This window comes from Leuconostoc miyukkimchii (assembly GCF_019656055.1).
GTDB lineage: Bacteria > Bacillota > Bacilli > Lactobacillales > Lactobacillaceae > Leuconostoc > Leuconostoc miyukkimchii.
This window is the reverse complement of the sequence record NZ_BPKY01000003.1, coordinates 152,604-171,605: the sequence shown is the minus strand read 5'-3', so window position 1 is coordinate 171,605 and position 19,002 is coordinate 152,604. Positions and strand designations below refer to the sequence as shown.

The 19,002-nt window shown below is 37.0% G+C and carries 22 protein-coding genes; 16 read left to right on the top strand and 6 right to left on the bottom strand.

Features of this window, described 5'->3' with window-relative positions; genetic code table 11:
* Position 1 precedes the first annotated feature (1 nt).
* Genes K5Q13_RS04185 through K5Q13_RS04165 form a run of 5 tightly spaced genes read left to right on the top strand, consistent with a single transcriptional unit; the run spans position 2 to position 3,671 of the window.
* Positions 2-1,186: an FtsW/RodA/SpoVE family cell cycle protein gene (locus K5Q13_RS04185; RefSeq protein ID WP_220740248.1), complete on the top strand. Its 1,185-nt coding sequence runs from the start codon at positions 2-4 to the stop codon at positions 1,184-1,186.
* Positions 1,183-1,470, top strand: coding sequence for a YlbG family protein (locus K5Q13_RS04180; RefSeq protein ID WP_220740246.1), 288 nt, complete (start codon positions 1,183-1,185; stop codon positions 1,468-1,470). The genes K5Q13_RS04185 and K5Q13_RS04180 overlap by 4 nt, the downstream gene beginning before the upstream one ends.
* Positions 1,471-1,512: 42 nt before the next feature.
* Complete coding sequence (rsmD, locus tag K5Q13_RS04175) at positions 1,513-2,067, top strand: 16S rRNA (guanine(966)-N(2))-methyltransferase RsmD (RefSeq protein WP_220740243.1); 555 nt, start codon at positions 1,513-1,515, stop codon at positions 2,065-2,067.
* 28 nt (positions 2,068-2,095) lie between these two features.
* Complete coding sequence (coaD, locus tag K5Q13_RS04170) at positions 2,096-2,572, top strand: pantetheine-phosphate adenylyltransferase (protein WP_220740241.1); 477 nt, start codon at positions 2,096-2,098, stop codon at positions 2,570-2,572.
* 7 nt (positions 2,573-2,579) lie between these two features.
* Positions 2,580-3,671, top strand: coding sequence for a SepM family pheromone-processing serine protease (locus tag K5Q13_RS04165; RefSeq protein WP_220740239.1), 1,092 nt, complete (start codon positions 2,580-2,582; stop codon positions 3,669-3,671).
* A gap of 44 nt (positions 3,672-3,715) precedes the next feature.
* Here the strand turns inward: K5Q13_RS04165 and K5Q13_RS04160 are convergent, their stop codons facing one another.
* The 3 genes from K5Q13_RS04160 to pncB all read right to left on the bottom strand — a co-directional run bounded on the left by K5Q13_RS04160 (position 3,716) and on the right by pncB (position 6,681).
* Positions 3,716-4,399, bottom strand: coding sequence for a MucBP domain-containing protein (locus tag K5Q13_RS04160; protein WP_220740237.1), 684 nt, complete (start codon positions 4,397-4,399; stop codon positions 3,716-3,718).
* 109 nt (positions 4,400-4,508) lie between these two features.
* Positions 4,509-5,333 carry an NAD(+) synthase gene (gene nadE / locus K5Q13_RS04155; protein ID WP_220740234.1) on the bottom strand — a complete coding sequence of 275 codons (825 nt, stop codon included), beginning with the start codon at positions 5,331-5,333 and terminating at the stop codon, positions 4,509-4,511.
* Between the two features lies 1 nt (position 5,334).
* On the bottom strand, positions 5,335-6,681 hold the full coding sequence (pncB, locus tag K5Q13_RS04150) for a nicotinate phosphoribosyltransferase (protein WP_220740232.1): 1,347 nt from the start codon (positions 6,679-6,681) through the stop codon (positions 5,335-5,337).
* A 75-nt stretch (positions 6,682-6,756) separates the two neighbouring features.
* On the opposite strand from pncB, the gene tsaE reads away from it, so the two are divergent.
* Genes tsaE through K5Q13_RS04135 form a run of 3 tightly spaced genes read left to right on the top strand, consistent with a single transcriptional unit; the run spans position 6,757 to position 8,242 of the window.
* Positions 6,757-7,206 (top strand): tRNA (adenosine(37)-N6)-threonylcarbamoyltransferase complex ATPase subunit type 1 TsaE, encoded by a 450-nt coding sequence (gene tsaE, locus K5Q13_RS04145; protein WP_220740230.1) that lies wholly within the window; start codon positions 6,757-6,759, stop codon positions 7,204-7,206.
* Positions 7,203-7,709, top strand: coding sequence for a GNAT family N-acetyltransferase (locus tag K5Q13_RS04140; protein ID WP_220740228.1), 507 nt, complete (start codon positions 7,203-7,205; stop codon positions 7,707-7,709). Before tsaE ends, K5Q13_RS04140 begins: the two co-directional genes overlap by 4 nt.
* Positions 7,709-8,242 carry a 3'-5' exonuclease gene (locus tag K5Q13_RS04135; protein ID WP_220740226.1) on the top strand — a complete coding sequence of 178 codons (534 nt, stop codon included), beginning with the start codon at positions 7,709-7,711 and terminating at the stop codon, positions 8,240-8,242. The genes K5Q13_RS04140 and K5Q13_RS04135 overlap by 1 nt, the downstream gene beginning before the upstream one ends.
* Before the next feature lie 36 nt (positions 8,243-8,278).
* On the opposite strand, the gene K5Q13_RS04130 is transcribed toward K5Q13_RS04135, so the two are convergent.
* From K5Q13_RS04130 to K5Q13_RS04120, 3 genes are all read right to left on the bottom strand, one after another.
* Positions 8,279-9,097 (bottom strand): exodeoxyribonuclease III, encoded by an 819-nt coding sequence (locus tag K5Q13_RS04130; RefSeq protein WP_220740224.1) that lies wholly within the window; start codon positions 9,095-9,097, stop codon positions 8,279-8,281.
* A gap of 54 nt (positions 9,098-9,151) precedes the next feature.
* Positions 9,152-9,973 carry an NAD(P)H-hydrate dehydratase gene (locus tag K5Q13_RS04125; protein WP_220740222.1) on the bottom strand — a complete coding sequence of 274 codons (822 nt, stop codon included), beginning with the start codon at positions 9,971-9,973 and terminating at the stop codon, positions 9,152-9,154.
* Between the two features lie 73 nt (positions 9,974-10,046).
* Entirely contained in the window at positions 10,047-10,217 is a 171-nt protein-coding gene (locus tag K5Q13_RS04120; protein ID WP_220740220.1) for a hypothetical protein, read from the bottom strand.
* A gap of 273 nt (positions 10,218-10,490) precedes the next feature.
* Between K5Q13_RS04120 and pepV the strand changes: the two genes are divergently transcribed.
* The 8 genes from pepV (at position 10,491) to yihA (ending at position 18,941) form a co-directional block, all read left to right on the top strand.
* Entirely contained in the window at positions 10,491-11,906 is a 1,416-nt protein-coding gene (gene pepV / locus K5Q13_RS04115) for a dipeptidase PepV (protein WP_220740218.1), read from the top strand.
* Between the two features lie 138 nt (positions 11,907-12,044).
* Entirely contained in the window at positions 12,045-12,485 is a 441-nt protein-coding gene (gene msrB / locus K5Q13_RS04110; protein ID WP_220740216.1) for a peptide-methionine (R)-S-oxide reductase MsrB, read from the top strand.
* Between the two features lie 63 nt (positions 12,486-12,548).
* The gene (gene pnuC / locus K5Q13_RS04105) at positions 12,549-13,313 is read left to right on the top strand and encodes a nicotinamide riboside transporter PnuC (RefSeq protein WP_220740214.1); all 765 of its coding nucleotides are present in this window, start codon (positions 12,549-12,551) and stop codon (positions 13,311-13,313) included.
* 29 nt (positions 13,314-13,342) lie between these two features.
* A complete protein-coding gene (locus K5Q13_RS04100; protein ID WP_220740212.1) occupies positions 13,343-14,485 on the top strand; it encodes a nicotinamide-nucleotide adenylyltransferase in 1,143 nt (380 codons plus the stop codon).
* A 130-nt stretch (positions 14,486-14,615) separates the two neighbouring features.
* Entirely contained in the window at positions 14,616-15,392 is a 777-nt protein-coding gene (locus tag K5Q13_RS04095) for an SDR family NAD(P)-dependent oxidoreductase (protein ID WP_220740210.1), read from the top strand.
* Between the two features lie 217 nt (positions 15,393-15,609).
* Positions 15,610-16,905 (top strand): trigger factor, encoded by a 1,296-nt coding sequence (tig, locus tag K5Q13_RS04090; RefSeq protein ID WP_220740208.1) that lies wholly within the window; start codon positions 15,610-15,612, stop codon positions 16,903-16,905.
* Positions 16,906-17,103: 198 nt separating this feature from the next.
* The gene (gene clpX, locus K5Q13_RS04085; protein ID WP_220740205.1) at positions 17,104-18,357 is read left to right on the top strand and encodes an ATP-dependent Clp protease ATP-binding subunit ClpX; all 1,254 of its coding nucleotides are present in this window, start codon (positions 17,104-17,106) and stop codon (positions 18,355-18,357) included.
* Positions 18,357-18,941 carry a ribosome biogenesis GTP-binding protein YihA/YsxC gene (yihA, locus tag K5Q13_RS04080; protein ID WP_220740203.1) on the top strand — a complete coding sequence of 195 codons (585 nt, stop codon included), beginning with the start codon at positions 18,357-18,359 and terminating at the stop codon, positions 18,939-18,941. The genes clpX and yihA overlap by 1 nt, the downstream gene beginning before the upstream one ends.
* The last annotated feature ends 61 nt before the right edge of the window (positions 18,942-19,002 follow it).

The following is a 19,002-nucleotide window of genomic DNA, read 5'->3' as shown; positions in this document are numbered from 1 at the left end:
CATGTTTAAAAAATTACGAAAACTAGATTATTGGATAGCCATACCTTTTGTGATCCTTAGTATGCTTGGGATTATAATGGTCTTTTCGGCGACTCAGGGAACAACGGCTGCGCTGAGTAATTTTATTAAGCAAGCGATTTTTGTTGTAATGGGGTTAATTGGTGCATTATTTTTATACCATCTTAATCTAAAAAAATTACAGAATTTAATATGGATGAGAAATCTTCAAATATTAGTCATTGGTGCATTAATTGTAGCCAAATTTATCATGCCACCAGTCAATGGCGCACATGGCTGGATTAATTTGGGCGTAATAACGTTACAGCCAGCTGAATTTTTAAAACTTGCGATGATCCTTTACTTTTCAAATTTCTTTGCGCGTTTTCCATGGCAAAGTCGTTTGCGTTTGGCATTACAGCCAGTTAGTCGGTTTAAAGTTTGGGGATTACCAGCCTTTGCGATTTTGTTAGTTTTCATTATGCCGGATAACGGTAATGGCTTGATTATTCTGCTAATACTATTGTCTCTGCTACTAGCTTCAGGTGTTTCACGTCGTATAATTGCCTTAACGGCAGCTTTTATCGGTTTAGGATTTGGATTTTTACAAACAATTATTCGTTTTGCTAATCATTTTTTTGATTTAACAAGTAAAGACCACTATGCAATTGCCAGGTTAACAAGTTTCGTTAATCCGTGGGATCCAAATGCAGTTGATGCTAGTCGGCAGTTACTATACGGTTATTATGCCATAGCGCATGGTGGACTATTTGGGGTGGGTCTTGGTAACTCGCTTATCAAGCCATATTTACCAGAGTCCAATACTGATTTTATTATGGCAGTCATGACAGAAGAACTAGGTGCTGTTACAACAATGACTGTGTTAATTTTGATGTTAATCATGGTTGGACGCATGGTTATTTTAGGTATTCGACAAAAGAGTCAATATTATCGACTCATGTTGTTTGGTATTGCAACTCTCTTGTTTATACAAGTACTCGTGAATTTAGGTGGCGTAATTGGTATTTTACCAATTACTGGTGTGGTCTTTCCTTTCATTTCTGGTGGTGGATCGTCTTACATTGTGTTCAGCGCGGCCGTAGCTTTAACGTTAAATATTGCAGCAACACAAAAAAAGATTGTAGCGATTCATCCTGCTGATGTTATCGCTAGAAAGGATTTGAAATGACATTTGAATTACAACCCCGTCGTGCATTATATATTTATTTAAAAAATAAGCGTCATGCATCGCAATTAAAGAAGTTTGGTCAACTCACATACGTCTCTCAAAAAATGGATTTTGCCATGATTTATGTAGACGATATTAATATTGATCAAAAAATTGATAAAATTAAGCAATACAAATTTGTTAAAGATGTTGTTCAATCACCGCGTCCAGATATTGATCCAGACTTGGGTGATGTGCACGATGACATTTTCTTTGAAAATTATGATGAGGAGAGCGTAAACTGACGCAGTTTTAGTAACTAGCGCCAATTTTATGCATATAAAAAAATGCGAGTAGTATCAGGCCGTTTTCGTGGCACAAAATTAGACGCGGTTTCCGGTGACAGAACGCGACCAACAACAGATAAAGTTAAAGAAGCTATGTTTAGTATGTTGAGACCATATTTAAGTGGCGGATCAGTTCTAGACTTATATGCCGGAACTGGTGGATTAGCAATTGAGGCTGTGTCACAAGGAATGACGCATGCAACGCTGGTTGATCGTCAATTTCAAGCCATTAAAGTGATTGAAAATAATATTAAAAAGACACATGATTTGAATTCATTTACAGTCGTCAAGGCACAATCTCAACAAGCCCTTCAAAAATTTGTGACAGAACAGAAAACTTTTGATCTTGTTTTTTTAGATCCGCCATATGCCAAAGAAACAATTACTGCAGATATGCATTATATGTCTGATAATAATTTGTTAACATCTGGTGCAATTATTCTTGCTGAAAGTGATAATACTGCAAATTTACCTGATGCAGATCAGACATTTGAAATTATTCAGCAAAAAACATATGGTATAACGGTTGTATCCATTTATCGATACAATACTTGATGAGTACATATACAGAGAGGAAATGAACATGAGTATTGCATTGTTCCCAGGTAGCTTTGATCCATTAACGAATGGTCATTTAGATATTATTCGTCGTGCCAGTAAGTTATTTGATACAGTTGTTGTTGGTGTTGGTAATAATACGAGTAAAAAAGCACTATTCACACCGGAAGAAAAAATTGCGCTTATTTCTGCTACAGTAGCTGATTTAAATAATGTTGAAGTTGCCATCATGCATGGTTTAACGGTCCAGTTCATGTCAGAAATTAATGCTAAATTTATTGTCCGTGGTTTACGTAATAGCAAAGATTTTGAATATGAGCGAGATATTGCCGGATTAAACAGTGCTTTGGCTGATGTTGAAACAATCCTGTTACTGGCCAAACCAGAAAATCAAAACATTTCAAGTTCAATGGTTAAAGAGATTGGCAGTATGGGGGCAGATAATATGTCGAAATTCGTACCGCCTATTGTTGTTAAAGCTTTAAAAGAACGTTTGGAGTAATAAATAAATGCGAAGAAAAAGTAAAATAGTTGCAGCCATTGTCACAGTTTTTGTTATTGTTGGCTTGGTATGGCTTGTTCGACCACTTGATGGCTATATTGAAAGTCCTGGTGAGGCAGATGATTTATCAAAATTTGTCAAAATTGATGGGAAGCATGATACCTCAAAGGGGCGCTACAACATCACATCGGTATATTTATCAAAAGCAAATGGTTTTAGTTATTTACAGACAAAAATAAACCCGCATATGTCATATGATAAATCTGAAGATGTTACCGGTGGCGAGAGCTCAGAAGTGTTTAACGATGTTCAGAATTTTTATATGCAAAGCGCAATTGCCAATGCTGAGCAAGTTGCATTTAAAAAAGCAGGGCAAAAAATATCAACAACTTATCGTGGCATCTATGTGCTTAGTGTGAGCGATTCTTCCCACTTCAAAAAATCAATTAAAGTTGGCGACACGATTACAGCTGTTGATGGGCATCATTATGAAAACTCGGATGGCTTCATTAAATATCTTGCAAATAAACAAAAAGGCGTTAAGGTTGCTGTTGATTACTTACGCAATGGTAAACCAGGTCGTACTACTGGTGTCACAATTAAATTACCAAGTAGTAAATCTCCAGAATATCCTAACGGCCGTTCTGGTATTGGCATTGTTTTGACAGATAATGTGGCTGTGACAACATCCAGAAAAATAGATGTTGATCCAGGAAAAATTGGTGGTCCCTCTGGTGGCTTGATGTTTACGCTACAAATTTACGATCAATTGATTGGCGATAAGTTGGCAAAAGATCGTAACATTTCAGGAACTGGCACAATGAATGCAGATGGATATGTTGGTGAAATAGGTGGCATTGATAAAAAAATAATAGCTGCAAAAGAAGCTGGATCAACAATATTTTTTGCACCATATATAGCTCCTAATAAAGAAATCTTAAAGTATGAAGAGCAACACAAAACAAATTATCAACTTGCCCGCGATACAGGCAAAAAATACGCACCAAATATGAAAATTATACCTGTACGGACATTTCAGGATGCTGTGAACTATCTTGAAAACGGAACAGTAATCAAGACGACGGATAAAGCAAAGTGAAAAAGCATAAGTAGATTACTAACATGTAATCTACTTATGCTTTTTTATAACTTATCGATGTATATGCTATTAATCCAACCACTGGCAGCTAATTTGTACCAGATAAGACCATTATCATCATGTTGTTCTTTGATAATTGAAACAAAGTTACCATCCAAAACACTACCTACGGGTAATCCATAAGGTGCCTCGAAAATTTCAGTGGAAAGACCAGGTAAAAAGTTAACTAGCGCGTTTGGTTGACTGTTTTCGATGTCTTCGATGTAGTTAACATTTTCACCACTTGGTGCATCATCTGAGAGGGTCATCAATGATGCATCATAACGCAGCCAATCGTGTGTCCCCACTTGATACCAGAATTGACCATTACCGGAAATGACACGTAGTGGTGTTTCCCAATAACTTTGGGCAGGGAGAATTGTTGAAATGTTAGCATCGTCGTCGGGCTCTGACTGTGCAGCAACCTCTGTAAGTAACATAATGTACATATTGACACGATGAACAGTACGCCAACTAATCGGTTGGTAGTATAGATGGTGCGATTGTGGAAATTCACTAAAGGCACCAGACAAATCATCTGAATTTTCAGAATAAGTATAGTCAGGAATATCAGGTACACTAATTGTATACTTTTCGTCAGGTACACCATCTATACGTTTGGGTGGTAGGATAGTATCGTGTGTGGCAATGTTTTCATAATATATCCAAATGGGGGCACTATTTGTCATAACTTAACCTCTAATATGATTATATCAAAATTACGCAGTCTACTCTAATACAAATGAAGGGTGAACGTTGTATGGAAAATAATAGGCTCTTAAAATCGTTATGTTAGTATTAGTAAAACCAAGTATCATAGATAGTTACTGGTTCGTGTCTTTTATGTGCGCTAGAGAGGTATAACTGTTCAATTTTTTCAGCATCTTTGACTGAGACAGTTTTGCCTTCTAAATAATCATCAATACTGTCATATGTCACACCAAGTGCTATTTCATCTGGTAGTTGCGGGCGATCGTCTTCTAAATCTGCAGTTGGTGTTTTTTCATATAAGGCTGAAGGGGCACCAAGAATGCTTAATAATTGACGTCCTTGGCGTTTGTTCAAACGCCATAGTGGATTAATATCTGTACCACCGTCACCGTATTTTGTAAAAAAACCAGCAAAAGCTTCGGCTGCGTGGTCAGTTCCAATCACGGCACCTTGGTATTCTCGGGCAACTGCATATTGCGCAATCATACGCATTTTCGGTTTAATAGAACCACGGCTCATATCATCGACAATGAGACCTGTTTTTCGCAAGTCTGCGGTCATGGCATCTGTCGATGCTTTAATATTAGTTGTGACAATGTGATCAGGGTGAATAAAGTCTATCGCGGCAAGAGCATCTGATTCATCAAGTTGTTTACCATATGGTTGGCGGACAGCGATTAATTGATAATTGGTTGTTGAATCAGCTCGCAATTCAGTAATTGCTATTTGGGCAATTTTACCAGCCAATGTTGAATCTTGCCCCCCTGAAATAGCGATAACGTAACTTGTATATTGTGGGTTGTGCTGTAAGTATTGTTTTAAAAAATCAACAGATCGTCGAATTTCAGCGCTTGGGTCGATATGTGGTTGTACATGAAGATCAGCAATAATTTTTGCTTGTAATGAGCGCATGTTAATTCTCCTTTAATTTTTGTTTGTTCGTGGCAATTAGGGATGCCTTAGCAGCAGTTAATTGCTTTGATAAAGTCACAGGATATTTTGTTGGGTTGTCAAGTCGCTTAAAAGGGTTTGGCAGTTGTAATAGCGCATTCTTAGCGTATGCTTGTACTTCTTGAACGGCAGGTAAATTATAAACTTTTTGACCGTGAAGAAAAATGTCATGTAATATTGGCTTTCCAATAGCTGCTTCAGTTGAAAATGTTAATAAATCACCTGATCGACTACGCCATATTTGTTTCTTGCCAGGCGTGGATATTTTACCAATATCATTTGACAGTTTAATTGTATCTTGATTATCAATGCTGACCATTTTATAAACGGCACCTAAGGCTGGTTGATCAAATGCAGTGATTAATTTGGTACCGACGCCCCAAACGTCAATCTTTGCACCATGCGCTTTTAAATCTAAAATGGTATATTCGTCTAAATCATTTGATGCATATATTTTAGCGTTCGTAAATCCCGCGTGATCAAGTAGCTGACGAACTGATTGCGATAATGAAACCATGTTACCAGAATCAATTCTTATCCCTTGAAAATTAATTTTTTCGCCAAACTCCTTAGCTACCTTTATTGCAGCCGGCATACCTGATTTTAACGTATCAAAAGTATCTACTAGAAAAACAACATCATGGTGGGTTGTTGCGTAGGCTTTAAAGGCTTCATAATCAGTTTGATAGGCTTGGACGAGTGCATGGGCATGAGTGCCGGATATTGGGATATTGAACAGTTTACCAGCACGGACATTTGAAGTAGCATTGAAGCCGCCAATATAGGCCGCACGCGTACCCCACAAGGCTGCATCAAATTCTTGGGCGCGTCTTGTGCCAAACTCCAGCAGTGGGTCACCATCTGCTACTGAAACAATACGTGAGGCCTTGGTGGCAATTAATGTTTGGAAATTAACAATGTTAAGTAACGCGGTTTCCAATAATTGTGCATCGACTAATGGGCCTTCGACTTGAAGCAATGGTTCATTATTGAACATGACTTCGCCTTCGTGTGGGGAACGTATTGTAGCAGTCAGTTGCCAATTTTTTAAATAAGTTAAAAAATCATCACGATATAAGTTGAGTGAACGCAAATAATCAATATCGCTTTGACTAAATCCTATGTCTGAGAGATAGTGAACGATATGTGCTAGTCCTGCAAAAATAACATAACCATTATTGAAAGGCATGTTTCGAAAATAGGCCTCAAATACAACTGGCTTTTTATCAATACCTGATTGCCAGTAGGTGTAAATCATATTTATTTGGTATAAATCAGTGTGTAGTGTGAATGAATCATCTGAATACAACGTCTTGATTTCCTTTGGAATTAGTAAACTTATTATAGCAAAAATATTGCATGAAAGCCGTGATATAATAAAAAGATGAAAGAAATATTGACAAACAATCGTGATGAAACACAAAAATTTGCAGTACGTGTGGCCAATTTTGCCAAACCCGGATTAGTAATCACCTTAAATGGCGATCTTGGTGCTGGAAAAACGACTTTTACACAAGGCTTTGCAAGAGCACTCGGGGTGACAAGTCGTGTCAAGAGTCCCACATTTAATATTATGAATATGTACACTGCACGTTGTTTTCCAATTTATCATTTTGATGCATACCGTTTGGAAGAATCAGGGGCGCAAGATCAGGGATTTGAAGATTATGTTGGAACAGATGGTGTGACGCTAATTGAGTGGCCACAGTACATGAAAGATTTATTACCAAATAATCGTTTGGATATAACCTTTATACGTGGAGAAGAAGACAATAATCGTAAAATTAAAATTAAAGGTATTGGTGATTTAAAGGATTTGGAGGCGCAAATATGACTTTTGATTTGACCAAGCCAATTACTTTTGAATTAGAAGAAGCAAGTTTAGCGCGTGCTGAAGAATGGCAATATCTCATTCAGGTCTTAATGTCTGAAACTGATACGTTTTTAGTTGCTAGTACACGAGACGGTGATGTCATACCAGAGGTGAGTGATGAACCAGCTATTACTTTGTTGTTGATTGCTGAGCAAGGCACAGTATCACAACCAGTAGGAATCGCATCTATTGAAAACGGTGAGCTTGGTATGGCTATATTAAAACAGTTTCAAGGTGCAGGTCTTGGGACTAATTTAGTTTCAGCTTTACTTGATTGGGCAGGTGTTGTTGGTTTGGAAACGGTGTGGTTGGATGTACAAACAGATAATTCAGTAGCAAAACATATTTATGAAAAGTTTGGTTTCAAAGAAATCGGAGAAGAGGTGATACTAACTTTACCGAGTTCTCGTGTGACTGCATTACAACGTATGGTCAAACAGTTAAATAATCAAGGAGAAAAATAATGAACTTTATAGCAATGGACTTTGAAACAGCAAATCATGAAAAACATTCTGCAGTGTCAATAGCAATTGCGGTAGTTCGAGATAATCAAATAGTGGATAAGTTTTATAGTTTAATCAAACCAGAGACTTATTTTAGTTCACGCAACACTGCGATTCATGGTTTACGGGAGAGTGATGTAATTAATGCACCTAAATTCCCTGAAATTTGGCCTATCATTTCACCTTTATTTAGAGAAGATAAGTTGGTTGTGGCTCATAATGCAGCATTTGATAATAATATTTTAAAAGGCACATTAGCTTATTATGGCATCGAAGAGCCACATTATATGTTGTTGGATACAGTGCGCAGTAGTCGTAAACTATTGCCGAATTTTGAAAATCATAAGTTAAACACAGTAGCTACTAATCTTGGTATTACGTTGGATCATCATCACAATGCACTTGATGATGCTGTCGCGTCAGCTAATATTTTAATTTATGAGGCTGAGCATTTTGGTGTAGATAAGCTAAAGTACTTTGTTCAAAATAAATAAGCCATCACCCTTGTGTTATAGGGGATGGCTTATTTTTTATATATTTATTTCTAGTAGAATAGGTGCATGATCTTGTCGCAAGCCAGTATCTAGGACACCGGTATCTGTCACATGAGTTGCAATGCGATCACTAACTAAATAATAATCAATTCGCCACCCTGAGTTATTAATTTTACTTGTTTTACTGATTTGAGCCCACCATGTGTAAATCCCTGATACGTCTGGATTTTTCATACGTAATGTGTCAGTGAATCCCGCATCTAATAATTCTGAAAATTTTTCACGTTCCTGATTTGTAAATCCAGCAGAATTATGGTTTGTTTTGAAGTTTTTTAAATCAATTTCTTCGTGAGCAACGTTCATATCGCCACTAAATATAACTGGTTTTTGTGCGTCGAGTGTTTTGATATAGTTACGATAAGCATCATCCCAAGCACCTCGTGCTTCGAGACGGGCAAGATTGGCACCAGAATTTGGTGTATAAACCGTGGACAAAAAATAATTTTCAAATTCTAAAGTAATAATTCGGCCTTCGTTATCCATTGTGTCAGGCGCGTCAATTTTTGGAAAATCAATTTGAATGGGTTCAACACGTGACAATACCATTGTCCCAGAATAACCTGAACGTGCAGTACTCGAATTAAGATAGATGTGATAATCCGGAAATAGTTCGGCAATGGTATTTGACTGTTTTGTAGTCATACCTGTTGATTTGAGTTTGGTTTCTTGAATAGAAAAAACGTCAGGCTTGCGTTCAGCTATATCTTTAAGTGTTTGCCATGTCATTTCACCGCGTATAGATTTGTGCTCAACAGCGGCATTGATTGAGTCAATATTCCAAGATATAAATTGCATGTAGGATGTCCTTTATTAAGATATTTTAGTTGTATTTACGAGGTATGATGTTGCTTATTGGGCATACTTTTGCATAAACTGTGGTAAAGCAGCACTGATTTTAGTTGGTAATGTGACATATTGTGTTGCTGACAATTCCTCTGCAATTGCTGAATGTGTGTAGACTGCAGCCAATGTTGCGTCAGCTAATGATAGTTTGAATTGCGCTGTAAAACCAGCAATGATGCCGGCCAGTGTATCACCCATACCACCTGTTGCCTGGTACGGCCCACCGATTGGTAGTTCATATATATCAGTATTCGTGTATATTTGCGTGTGAAATTGTTTCAACACAATAATTGGTTTTATGACAAATTTGTCTTGAGCAAGGATATTGAATGCTTCAAAGGATTGTTGTGCAATGGGAACGCCACTGATACGCTGCCATTCCATTTGATGAGGCGTTAATATCATTTGACTTTCTGGCCAAGATAAATGATGATGAGCTGCTAGGGTCAAAGCTGAGCCGTCAATAATAATGATTTGTTTTTTTGAAATAATAGAAAATGTAGCTTTGACAATATCTACACGATTACCAAGACCAGACCCGATTAATACGACATCACTAGCTCCTATGTATGGTGTTAAATCATCATTATAATCAATCACCATAGCTTCTGGTAAGTGACAATGTAGTGCAGTGAAATTAGATGGATCGGTGGCAACCGTTACTAAGCCTGCACCTGAATTGACAGCTGCAAGCGCGTTCATAATCACTGCGCCACCAAACTGTTTGGTACCTCCGATTATAAGTACACGGCCAAATGTACCTTTGTAAGACTGGTTCACGCGTTTTTTAATCACCTGATAAAGTATTTTTTCAGTTAATAATTTCATGATCTATTACCCATAATTTGATGTCTCACGCATGTTTGAAACGTTATTTTCTTACAAAATATACGTTGAAGTATTAATGTGTGAGGTGATTACGGTTATCCCATAAAGTAGCCACAGCAAGAATGAGAAGTCCTAAGTTAGCAGCTAATATAGCAAACGTTGTCTGATTTACTATCCAACTAACTAATGAGACAAACATTAATATAATGGCAATGATAGTGGCGTATAGTGTTGTTTTGTTCATATGTGATATACCTTTATATACTTGATTTAATGTCTAATCTCACCAAGTAATTCCTAACTTTGTTTTTAAGAGACATTTTCATGACCCTGAAGTATTCACAGTTCATTCTATATGATTAAAACGTTTTTTACAAATAACCGCATTAAAACTGCGTATGATAATGATGGTATTACTTTAAAAACTGAATAATATTATATCAACGCATATGCTTGCTATAATCAAGACAAACAGTATAATTAAGTATATATAATGAGTGAAAGGTTACAAAATACTATGACAATTGATTGGAAACAAGAAACAGCTTCTCGGCAACTTGCTTATCTTGAGGATTTAAAATCGCTACTAGCTGTTGAATCTGTTCGTGATGATACGCAAGCAACTGCAGATGCGCCTGTTGGCCCAGGACCCAAAAATGCTTTGTTGCATGCTTTGGCAATTGCTGAACGTGATGGTTTCACAACAAAGAATATTGATAATGTTGTTGGTTATATAGAGATTGGTCCTGAAACTGCAGATGAATATGTTGCTATTCTATCTCATGTTGATGTTATGCCTGCTGGAGACGGTTGGGAAAGTGATCCATTTGTGCCAATAGTGACTGACGATAAAATTATTGCTCGAGGTGCCTCAGATGATAAGGGACCAGGTATGGCTGCATACTACGCTTTTAAAATCCTATCAGATTTAAATGTACCTTTGAAACGTCGTGTGCGCTTAATTTTTGGTACCGATGAAGAAAACGACTGGATAGGTATGAAACGCTACTTTGAGGTTGAACCTGAACCTGTGTTTGGTTTCTCACCAGATGCGGAATATCCAATTATTAACGGTGAAAAAGGAAATGTTCAAGTTCTAATCAATGATAAAGCGACTAATACTGGGTCAGATACATTGTTATCATTTGAGTCTGGATTGCGAACAAACATGGTACCTGGTTTGGCGACTGCAACTGTGAAATCCGATCAATCTGATAATATAGTTGCTGACTTTCAAACATTTTTGTCAGCAAACACACAAATTTCTGGTTCTGTGTCTGTTCAATCTGACGTAATTAACTTGACATTGAAGGGAAAACAAGTTCACGGAGCAATGCCTGAAACCGGTGAAAATGCCGGTACGTATTTGGCTAATTTCCTACAAAAATTGGATTTTGGTGGTACAGCAAAATCATATCTAACATATCTAGGCACACCTGCACATCAGGATACAATTGGTAAAAAATTTGGTATTAATTATACTGATGACGTCATGGGTGCACTATCAATGAATGTAGGGATTCAAAAATTTGTTGATGGTGGCGAATTGTTTATTAATTTCAACTTCCGTTATCCAAAAGGGATTACACCAGAAGAAATCGTGAATGGTTTGGCATCACAACTTGGTGATTGGGATGTTAAGCCAACGATTGGTGGTCATGCGCAAGTACCACACTATGTAGCGCCATCTGATCCGATTGTTGAAACATTATTAAATGTATATCATGAACAAACAGGATTGCCAGCACATGATCAAGTTATTGGTGGTGGCACGTATGGTCGTTTAATGACGCGTGGTGTGGCTTTTGGTGCGCTATTTCCAGATTCACCAGATACTATGCATCAAGCCAATGAGTTTGCATTACTGGATGATTTATATCGTTCAATTTCAATTTATGCACAGGCAATTGCTGAAATCACAAATCTAGATTAGTAATTTTAACAAAAGCATCCCACAAGTTAATACCCATTGAAAACAGATTTTGTGTGCGTTTTAGCATACTAATCTTTTTTTAAACAAAGTTACCGGAATAATTTATGATACTAATCTGAATGAAAAAGGAAACGATTCATGAAAAAATATACAGATGAAGAACTCAGAAAACGATTAACACCGGAAGAATATGAAGTGACACAACATGCTGCCACAGAGCGTCCTTTTACGGGTAAATATGATCAATGGTGGGATGATGGCATTTTTGTAGATGTTGTCAGTGGTGAACCATTGTTTAGTTCGACTGATAAGTATGATGCGGGTTGTGGTTGGCCATCATTTACAAAAAGTATAGATGATAGTAATGTGCAACGCCATGTTGATCACTCACTTGGTATGACTAGAACTGAAGTTACGTCAAAGGATTCTGGCTCACATTTAGGTCATTTATTTACTGATGGTCCGGTGGACAAGGGCGGTTTACGCTACTGCATCAATTCTGCTAGTATGCGGTTTGTACCAAAAAATGAATTGGCACACGAAGGGTATAGTGAATATCTAACATTGTTCACATCATAAGTTTTTGTCATTTGCATCTTAAATTTTGTTATAATTTAAGAAATACTTTTTGGAGAAGTTAATATGGCAAATGAGATCCGTAGAAATCGTTTCTGGCAATACTTCAATCCTGCTAATATTGCTAGGGAACTATTGTTTGGTTGGACCGTACCGGAAGCACTTTTATTTATTGTGTTAGTCTTGTTACAATGCACCGTCTGGCTTTTTGGTGTTACGCATAGCCACAGCTATGATTGGTTTGGTTTGGCAACAGGACTGATGAATATTATTACGGTAGTTTTGGTAGCTAAAGGTAGAATTACTAACTATTTTTGGGGCTTAATATACTCAGCTATGTACATGCCATTGGCATTTCAATCACAGTTGTTTGGTGAGGTGGCATTAAGTGCTTTTTGGGTTATCATGCAGTTTGTTGGTATTATTGCATGGCTTGGTTTTATGAAACGTGATAAAGATGTTTCAAAAAGTAATCAAGATGTTGTGACTACAAAATACATGTCAACTAAACAGTGGATTTTTGTTATTCCTGTGTTTTTAGTTATTTTAGTAATTGTTGGTCTTATACTGGAACAAGCCGGATCGCGACAACCATATATGGATGGCCTGACAACAACAATATCCATGGGTGCACAGATACTACAAACTGCTAAGTTGGCGGAATCTTGGTATGCTTGGTTGTTGTTTGATATCGTTGAAATTATTTTGTGGGGACGCGCTTGGACAGGTCATGCGGATCCAAGTGCCTTTGCCATGCTGGGCATGAATTTGGCATTAACTGTCAATGCAATTTACGGTATTATACAATGGCGGAAGTTGACGAAGAAATAGTGAATCAGTAGGGGATTACAGTGGTAAGCATGAGAACTTTTGCAGGAAATCTATATACAGATGATTTAGAAGGTGAAAACATTGGGGTGTTTTTTGGCACATTAGCACCAATGCATGTCGGTCATCAGGCAGAGATTTATAAAGCAGCGGCCTTAAATGATGGGGTTGTCGTCATTGCTTCAGGTTATACAGGTGATCGTGGTGATCAAATGGGATTGTCTGTTGAAAAGCGTTTTCGCTACTTACGCGAAGCATTTAGTGATGAGACAGATATTAAAGTTGATTACATTAATGAAGATGACATCCCTCAAATGCCAACTGGATGGGACGAGTGGACACGAATTTTAGTTGAAACTGTCAAACGCAATGTTGTGAATCAAGATGCAAAAATCACATTTTATACTGGTGAAGCGGAATATAAACAGGAATTAGAGAAGCGATTACCACAAACTAATCAATTTAAAGTGAGTTTGATGGATCGTACGGTATTAAAAATATCAGCAACTGCAATTCGTGAGAATCCAATTGGCAATTGGGATTATATTAATCGTGTTTTCCGACGTCATTTTGCCAAAAAAGTAACGATTATGGGCTCAGCATCGACAGGAAAATCTACTTTAGTGCGCCGCTTAGCGCGAACAAGTAATTCACCTTTTTCAGAAGAATATGCACGTGAGTATCAAGAGCGCTCTAATGTGAGTGATGATGAATTGGTAGTAAAAGATTATATTAGATTAATTCAAGGTCAGTATGATGCAAATTCTAGGGAAATAAACTCGCCAGCTAACAACGGTTTAACATTTTTTGATACGGATGCAATGGTTACAAAAGTATATGCTAATTTGTGGCTAAGTGAAGAAGACAATAAGCAGCTTCAGCCATTGTTCGATAATACGGTGAGTGAAGAGTTAATTGATTTAATTCTAATTATTCCACCGGTGACACCTTATGTTAATGACGGTTTTCGTAACATGGAGAATGCTGATGAGGATTCAAGGTGGGCATTTCATAATGAATTAATGCGTGTCATAAGCCATTACGGGTTTATGGATAAAGTAGTACTACTCGATGCCAAGGGAGACAGTGACGATCCTTATGGCTACTATGCGCGTTATCTACAAGCACTTGATGCTATCCAAGAGAGAACTGGATTTAATATTAAACATTTGTAATAGTAAAAAATCTATCTTAATCAAGATAGATTTTTTTGTTGACTATTTAGTGTGGTGATTGACTTATTTAAAGAAAGCGTTTACAATTAATTTGTTAAATAAATCACAAATAAATGTAAGGAGTTTTCTCATGGCAGAAAAAGTAGCAATTATAACAGGTGGTGGACAAGGAATTGGCGAAGGAATTGCTTTACGGTTAGCTAAAGATGGTTATGCTGTTATTGTGAATGGTCGAACAGAAAGTAAGCTAAGTCATGTTGTTGACAAAATTAAAGCTGCAGGTGGTGAAGCCTCACTATTTGTTGGGGATGTTCAATCACGTCAGGTGAATTTTGATTTAGTACAATATGCGATCACGCAGTATGGTCGTTTGGATACTTTTGTTGCTAATGCAGGTATTGACTGGGTAGATACAATTGAAGAAACACCTGAAGAAGAAGTCGATAATATATTAAATATTAATTTAAAATCTCAAATATGGGCACTGCAAGCAGCACCTGAAGCTTTACGTAAAAATGGTAAACAAGGCGGAACAATCATATTAGCTTCATCAATTGCCGGTATGGAAGGTTTTGAAATGTTAGGTATCTATTCGGCAACTAAATTTGCTGCACGTGGTTTAATGCAGGCTGCCGCAAAAGAACTAGCGGTGGATAATATTCGCGTCAACGCCTATAATCCAGGTATTGTCTTAACACCGATGTGGGATGAAATTGATGCACGATTTGCTGAACGGAAAAATGTGCCATTGGGTTCGACACGTCAAGCGTTCATTGATGGTATTTTGTTAGGACGTGGTGAAGAGCCAGAAGATATTGCAAAATATGTTGCTTTCTTAGTATCTGATCAAGCTGACTACATTACAGGACAGTCATTAGCTGTTGATGGTGGGATTAAGTTTCAATAAGCATTTTTATCAAAATTAAGTTGCAAGTCAATTGATTTAAGTATTAATTGACTTTTTATATTGGCTGAAAATACATGAGTTATGTATTAATTTAAATCAGAACAGTATATTTTTTAAAGAGATATGATTGAATTTAAAAAAATAAGACAAAAATGTTGTGATTTAATGGTTTTTAAGATAAAATTAAAAGGTATTTAAAACATTTGGAGGACTTACAATGTCTAACTGGACACCAGCTGCGGATAAAAAAAACCAAGGCACATTAGAATTTGAAATTTCACGCGCACAAGTTGAAGAAGGCTTGGAAAAAGCTTTTCAACGTAATAAGAACGAAGTTTCTATCCCTGGATTCCGTAAGGGTAAAGTGACAAAAGCACTCTTCTTCTCAAAGTTTGGTGAAGAAGCTTTGTATCAAGAAACAATGGATATTGTTTTACCAGCAGCCTATGAAGCAGCTGTTGAAGAAGCTGATGTAACACCAGTTGGACGTCCTAACATTGAACCTGTGTCAATGAATAAAGGCGAAAATTGGACAATGAAGGCCGAAATTACAACTGCCCCAGAAGTAAAATTGGGTGAATATTTGAACCTTGAAGTTGAAGCAACTGATACAGAAGTAACAGATGCTGATGTTGATGCTGAAATTAAGCGTTTGCAAGATGGTCAAGCAGAATTAGTTTTGCAAGAAGCTGAAGTTAAAGCTGAAAATGGCGATACAGTGATTATTGACTTTGATGGTTCAGTTGATGGTGATCATTTCGATGGTGGCCAAGCAGATGACTTTTCATTGGAATTGGGTTCAGGACAATTTATTCCTGGATTTGAAGAACAATTGGTTGGTCATTTGGCAGGTGAAGAAGTATCTGTTACTGTGACATTCCCTGAAGACTATCAAGCGGCTGATCTTGCGGGTAAGGAAGCTTTGTTTGAAGTTAAAATTCATGAATTAAAGCGTAAGGAATTACCTGAATTAGATGATGAATTTGCTAAGGATGTTGACGAAGAAGTTGAAACTTTAGCTGAATTAAAGGAAAAGACAACAAAGAAGTTATCTGAAGAAAAGGCTGCCTCAGCACAAGCTGCTTTTGAAGATGCTGTTATTACCAAGGCAGTTGAAAATGCTTCTGTTGAAGGTGATGAAATTCCTGAAGAAATGATTGATGAAGATGTTCACCGTCAAATTGATCAATACTTGGCACAATTACAACAACAAGGTATTTCACGCGAAATGTTCTTCCAAATTTCAGGTCAAACTGAAGATGATTTGCACAAGCAATTTGAAGAAGGTGCATCTACACGTGTTAAGACTAATTTAGTTCTTGAAGCAATTGTTAAGGCAGAAGCTATTGAACCTACTGAATCTCAAATCGATGAAGAAGTAGCAAGTTTGGCTGCACAATATAACATGGAAGCTGCTCAAGTACGTGAGAGTTTGTCTAATTCATTGTTGAAGCATGATATCGCAATGCGTGAAGTTATCAAGCGCATTACAGACTCTGCAAAAACAAAGTAAATTATATTTAATTTTTTGGAAAATTACTTTACTAAAAAAAGCCGTTAGGCTTTTTTTAATTTCAAAATGTTAAACATGTTGATTGATTTCATATCCCCAAAAATTCTCACTTAAAATAATGACGCAATCTGTTAGAATAGAAGGGTATTTAAATTTAATATAATTGCGTCACTGAAATAAAATGTGAAGGAATATAATATGGCACAAACACCAAATCTTGAAGAAGAAATTTATTGTAGTTTTTGTGGCAAGTCTGCCAGCGAGGTTCAAAAAATCGTTGCTGGACCAAATGGTATTTATATTTGTAACGAATGCGTAGACTTAGCAAAAAATATTATTGACGAGGAATTAGCAGTGGATAAAGGCGAAACAATGACAACGCTATCTTTACCTACACCACATGAAATTGTTGATGAATTAAATGATTATGTGATTGGACAAGATGACGCTAAAAAAACACTTGCGGTAGCGGTCTATAACCACTACAAACGCATTAACGAAAATTATACACCGACAACAGATATTGAACTACAAAAATCAAATATTGCTCTCATTGGACCAACCGGTTCGGGAAAAACTTATCTTGCGCAAAGTTTGGCACGTATTTTAAATGTACCATTTGCTATAGCAGATGCAACAACATTAACTGAGGCTGGCTATGTTGGTGAAGATGTTGAAAATATTGTTTTGAAGTTACTTCAAGCAGCTAATTTTGATATTGAAGCTGCTGAACATGGTATTATTTATGTTGATGAAATTGACAAAATAGCTAAAAAATCAGAAAATGTTTCAATTACGCGTGATGTTTCTGGTGAAGGTGTACAACAAGCACTCTTAAAAATGCTAGAAGGCACAATCGCCAGTGTACCACCACAAGGTGGTCGGAAGCATCCACAACAAGAATTAATCCAGGTCGATACAACAAATATTTTGTTTATTGTGGGTGGTGCTTTTGCTGGAATTGACACGATCATTAAAGAACGACTAGGTGAGCGAGTTATTGGTTTTGGTTCAGATGCAAATGATAACGCGGCAGCCTTAGATTCTGAAAATATTCTTGAACACGTTCAACCAGAGGATATGACAAAATTCGGATTAATTCCCGAGTTCATTGGTAGATTACCTATTGTAACTGTATTAGATGAACTCAAAATAGCGGACTTAACTCGAATATTAACAGAACCAAAAAATGCGTTGATTAAGCAATATACAGCATTGCTTGGTTTGGATGATGTTGTATTAGAATTTCGACCAGATGCTTTAGAGGCCATGGCTGAGTTGGCAATTAAGCGGCATACTGGCGCACGTGGATTGCGATCAATCATTGAACTAACGATGAAAGACGTTATGTATGATATTCCAAGTCGTGATGATGTGGCAAAGGTTGTGATTACAAAAGCCAGTGTTGTTGCTGGTGAACAACCAGAATTACAGTTGAAAAAGGTGAAATAATGGATGTACACAATGTTGATATGGTGATGAGTGCAGTATCGGCTGCGCAATATCCGACTGATGGCAAACCAGAAATTGCTTTAGTCGGTCGTTCAAACGTCGGTAAATCGTCATTAACCAATACCTTAATTCAACGTAAAAATTTTGCACGAACTTCATCACAGCCTGGTAAGACACAAACATTGAATTTTTATAATGTCGAAGATAAATTATATTTTGTCGACGTACCTGGTTATGGTTATGCTAAAGTTTCAAAAAAGCAACGTGAAGCATTTGGCTATATGATTGAAGAATATATTACATCGCGTAAACAGCTACGCGGTGTGGTGAGTTTGGTCGATGCACGTCATGAGCCAAGCGAAGATGATATTTCGATGTATGAATGGCTACATTACTATAATATTCCAATTTTAGTAGTCGCAACAAAGTCCGATAAAATTTCAAAGGGTAAATTTAATAAATTTGAAGCCAATATAAAGCGCACACTCGGATTTGATGAAGAGGGCAGTGATTTTCAGTTTTTTTCATCTGAAACAAAGTATGGAAAAGATCAAGTGTGGGAATGGATAGAATCACATATATGAAAGAGCCGTGATATGTTAATTGGCTCTTTTTTGTTATAATGAATTCAAAAAAGAGATATAG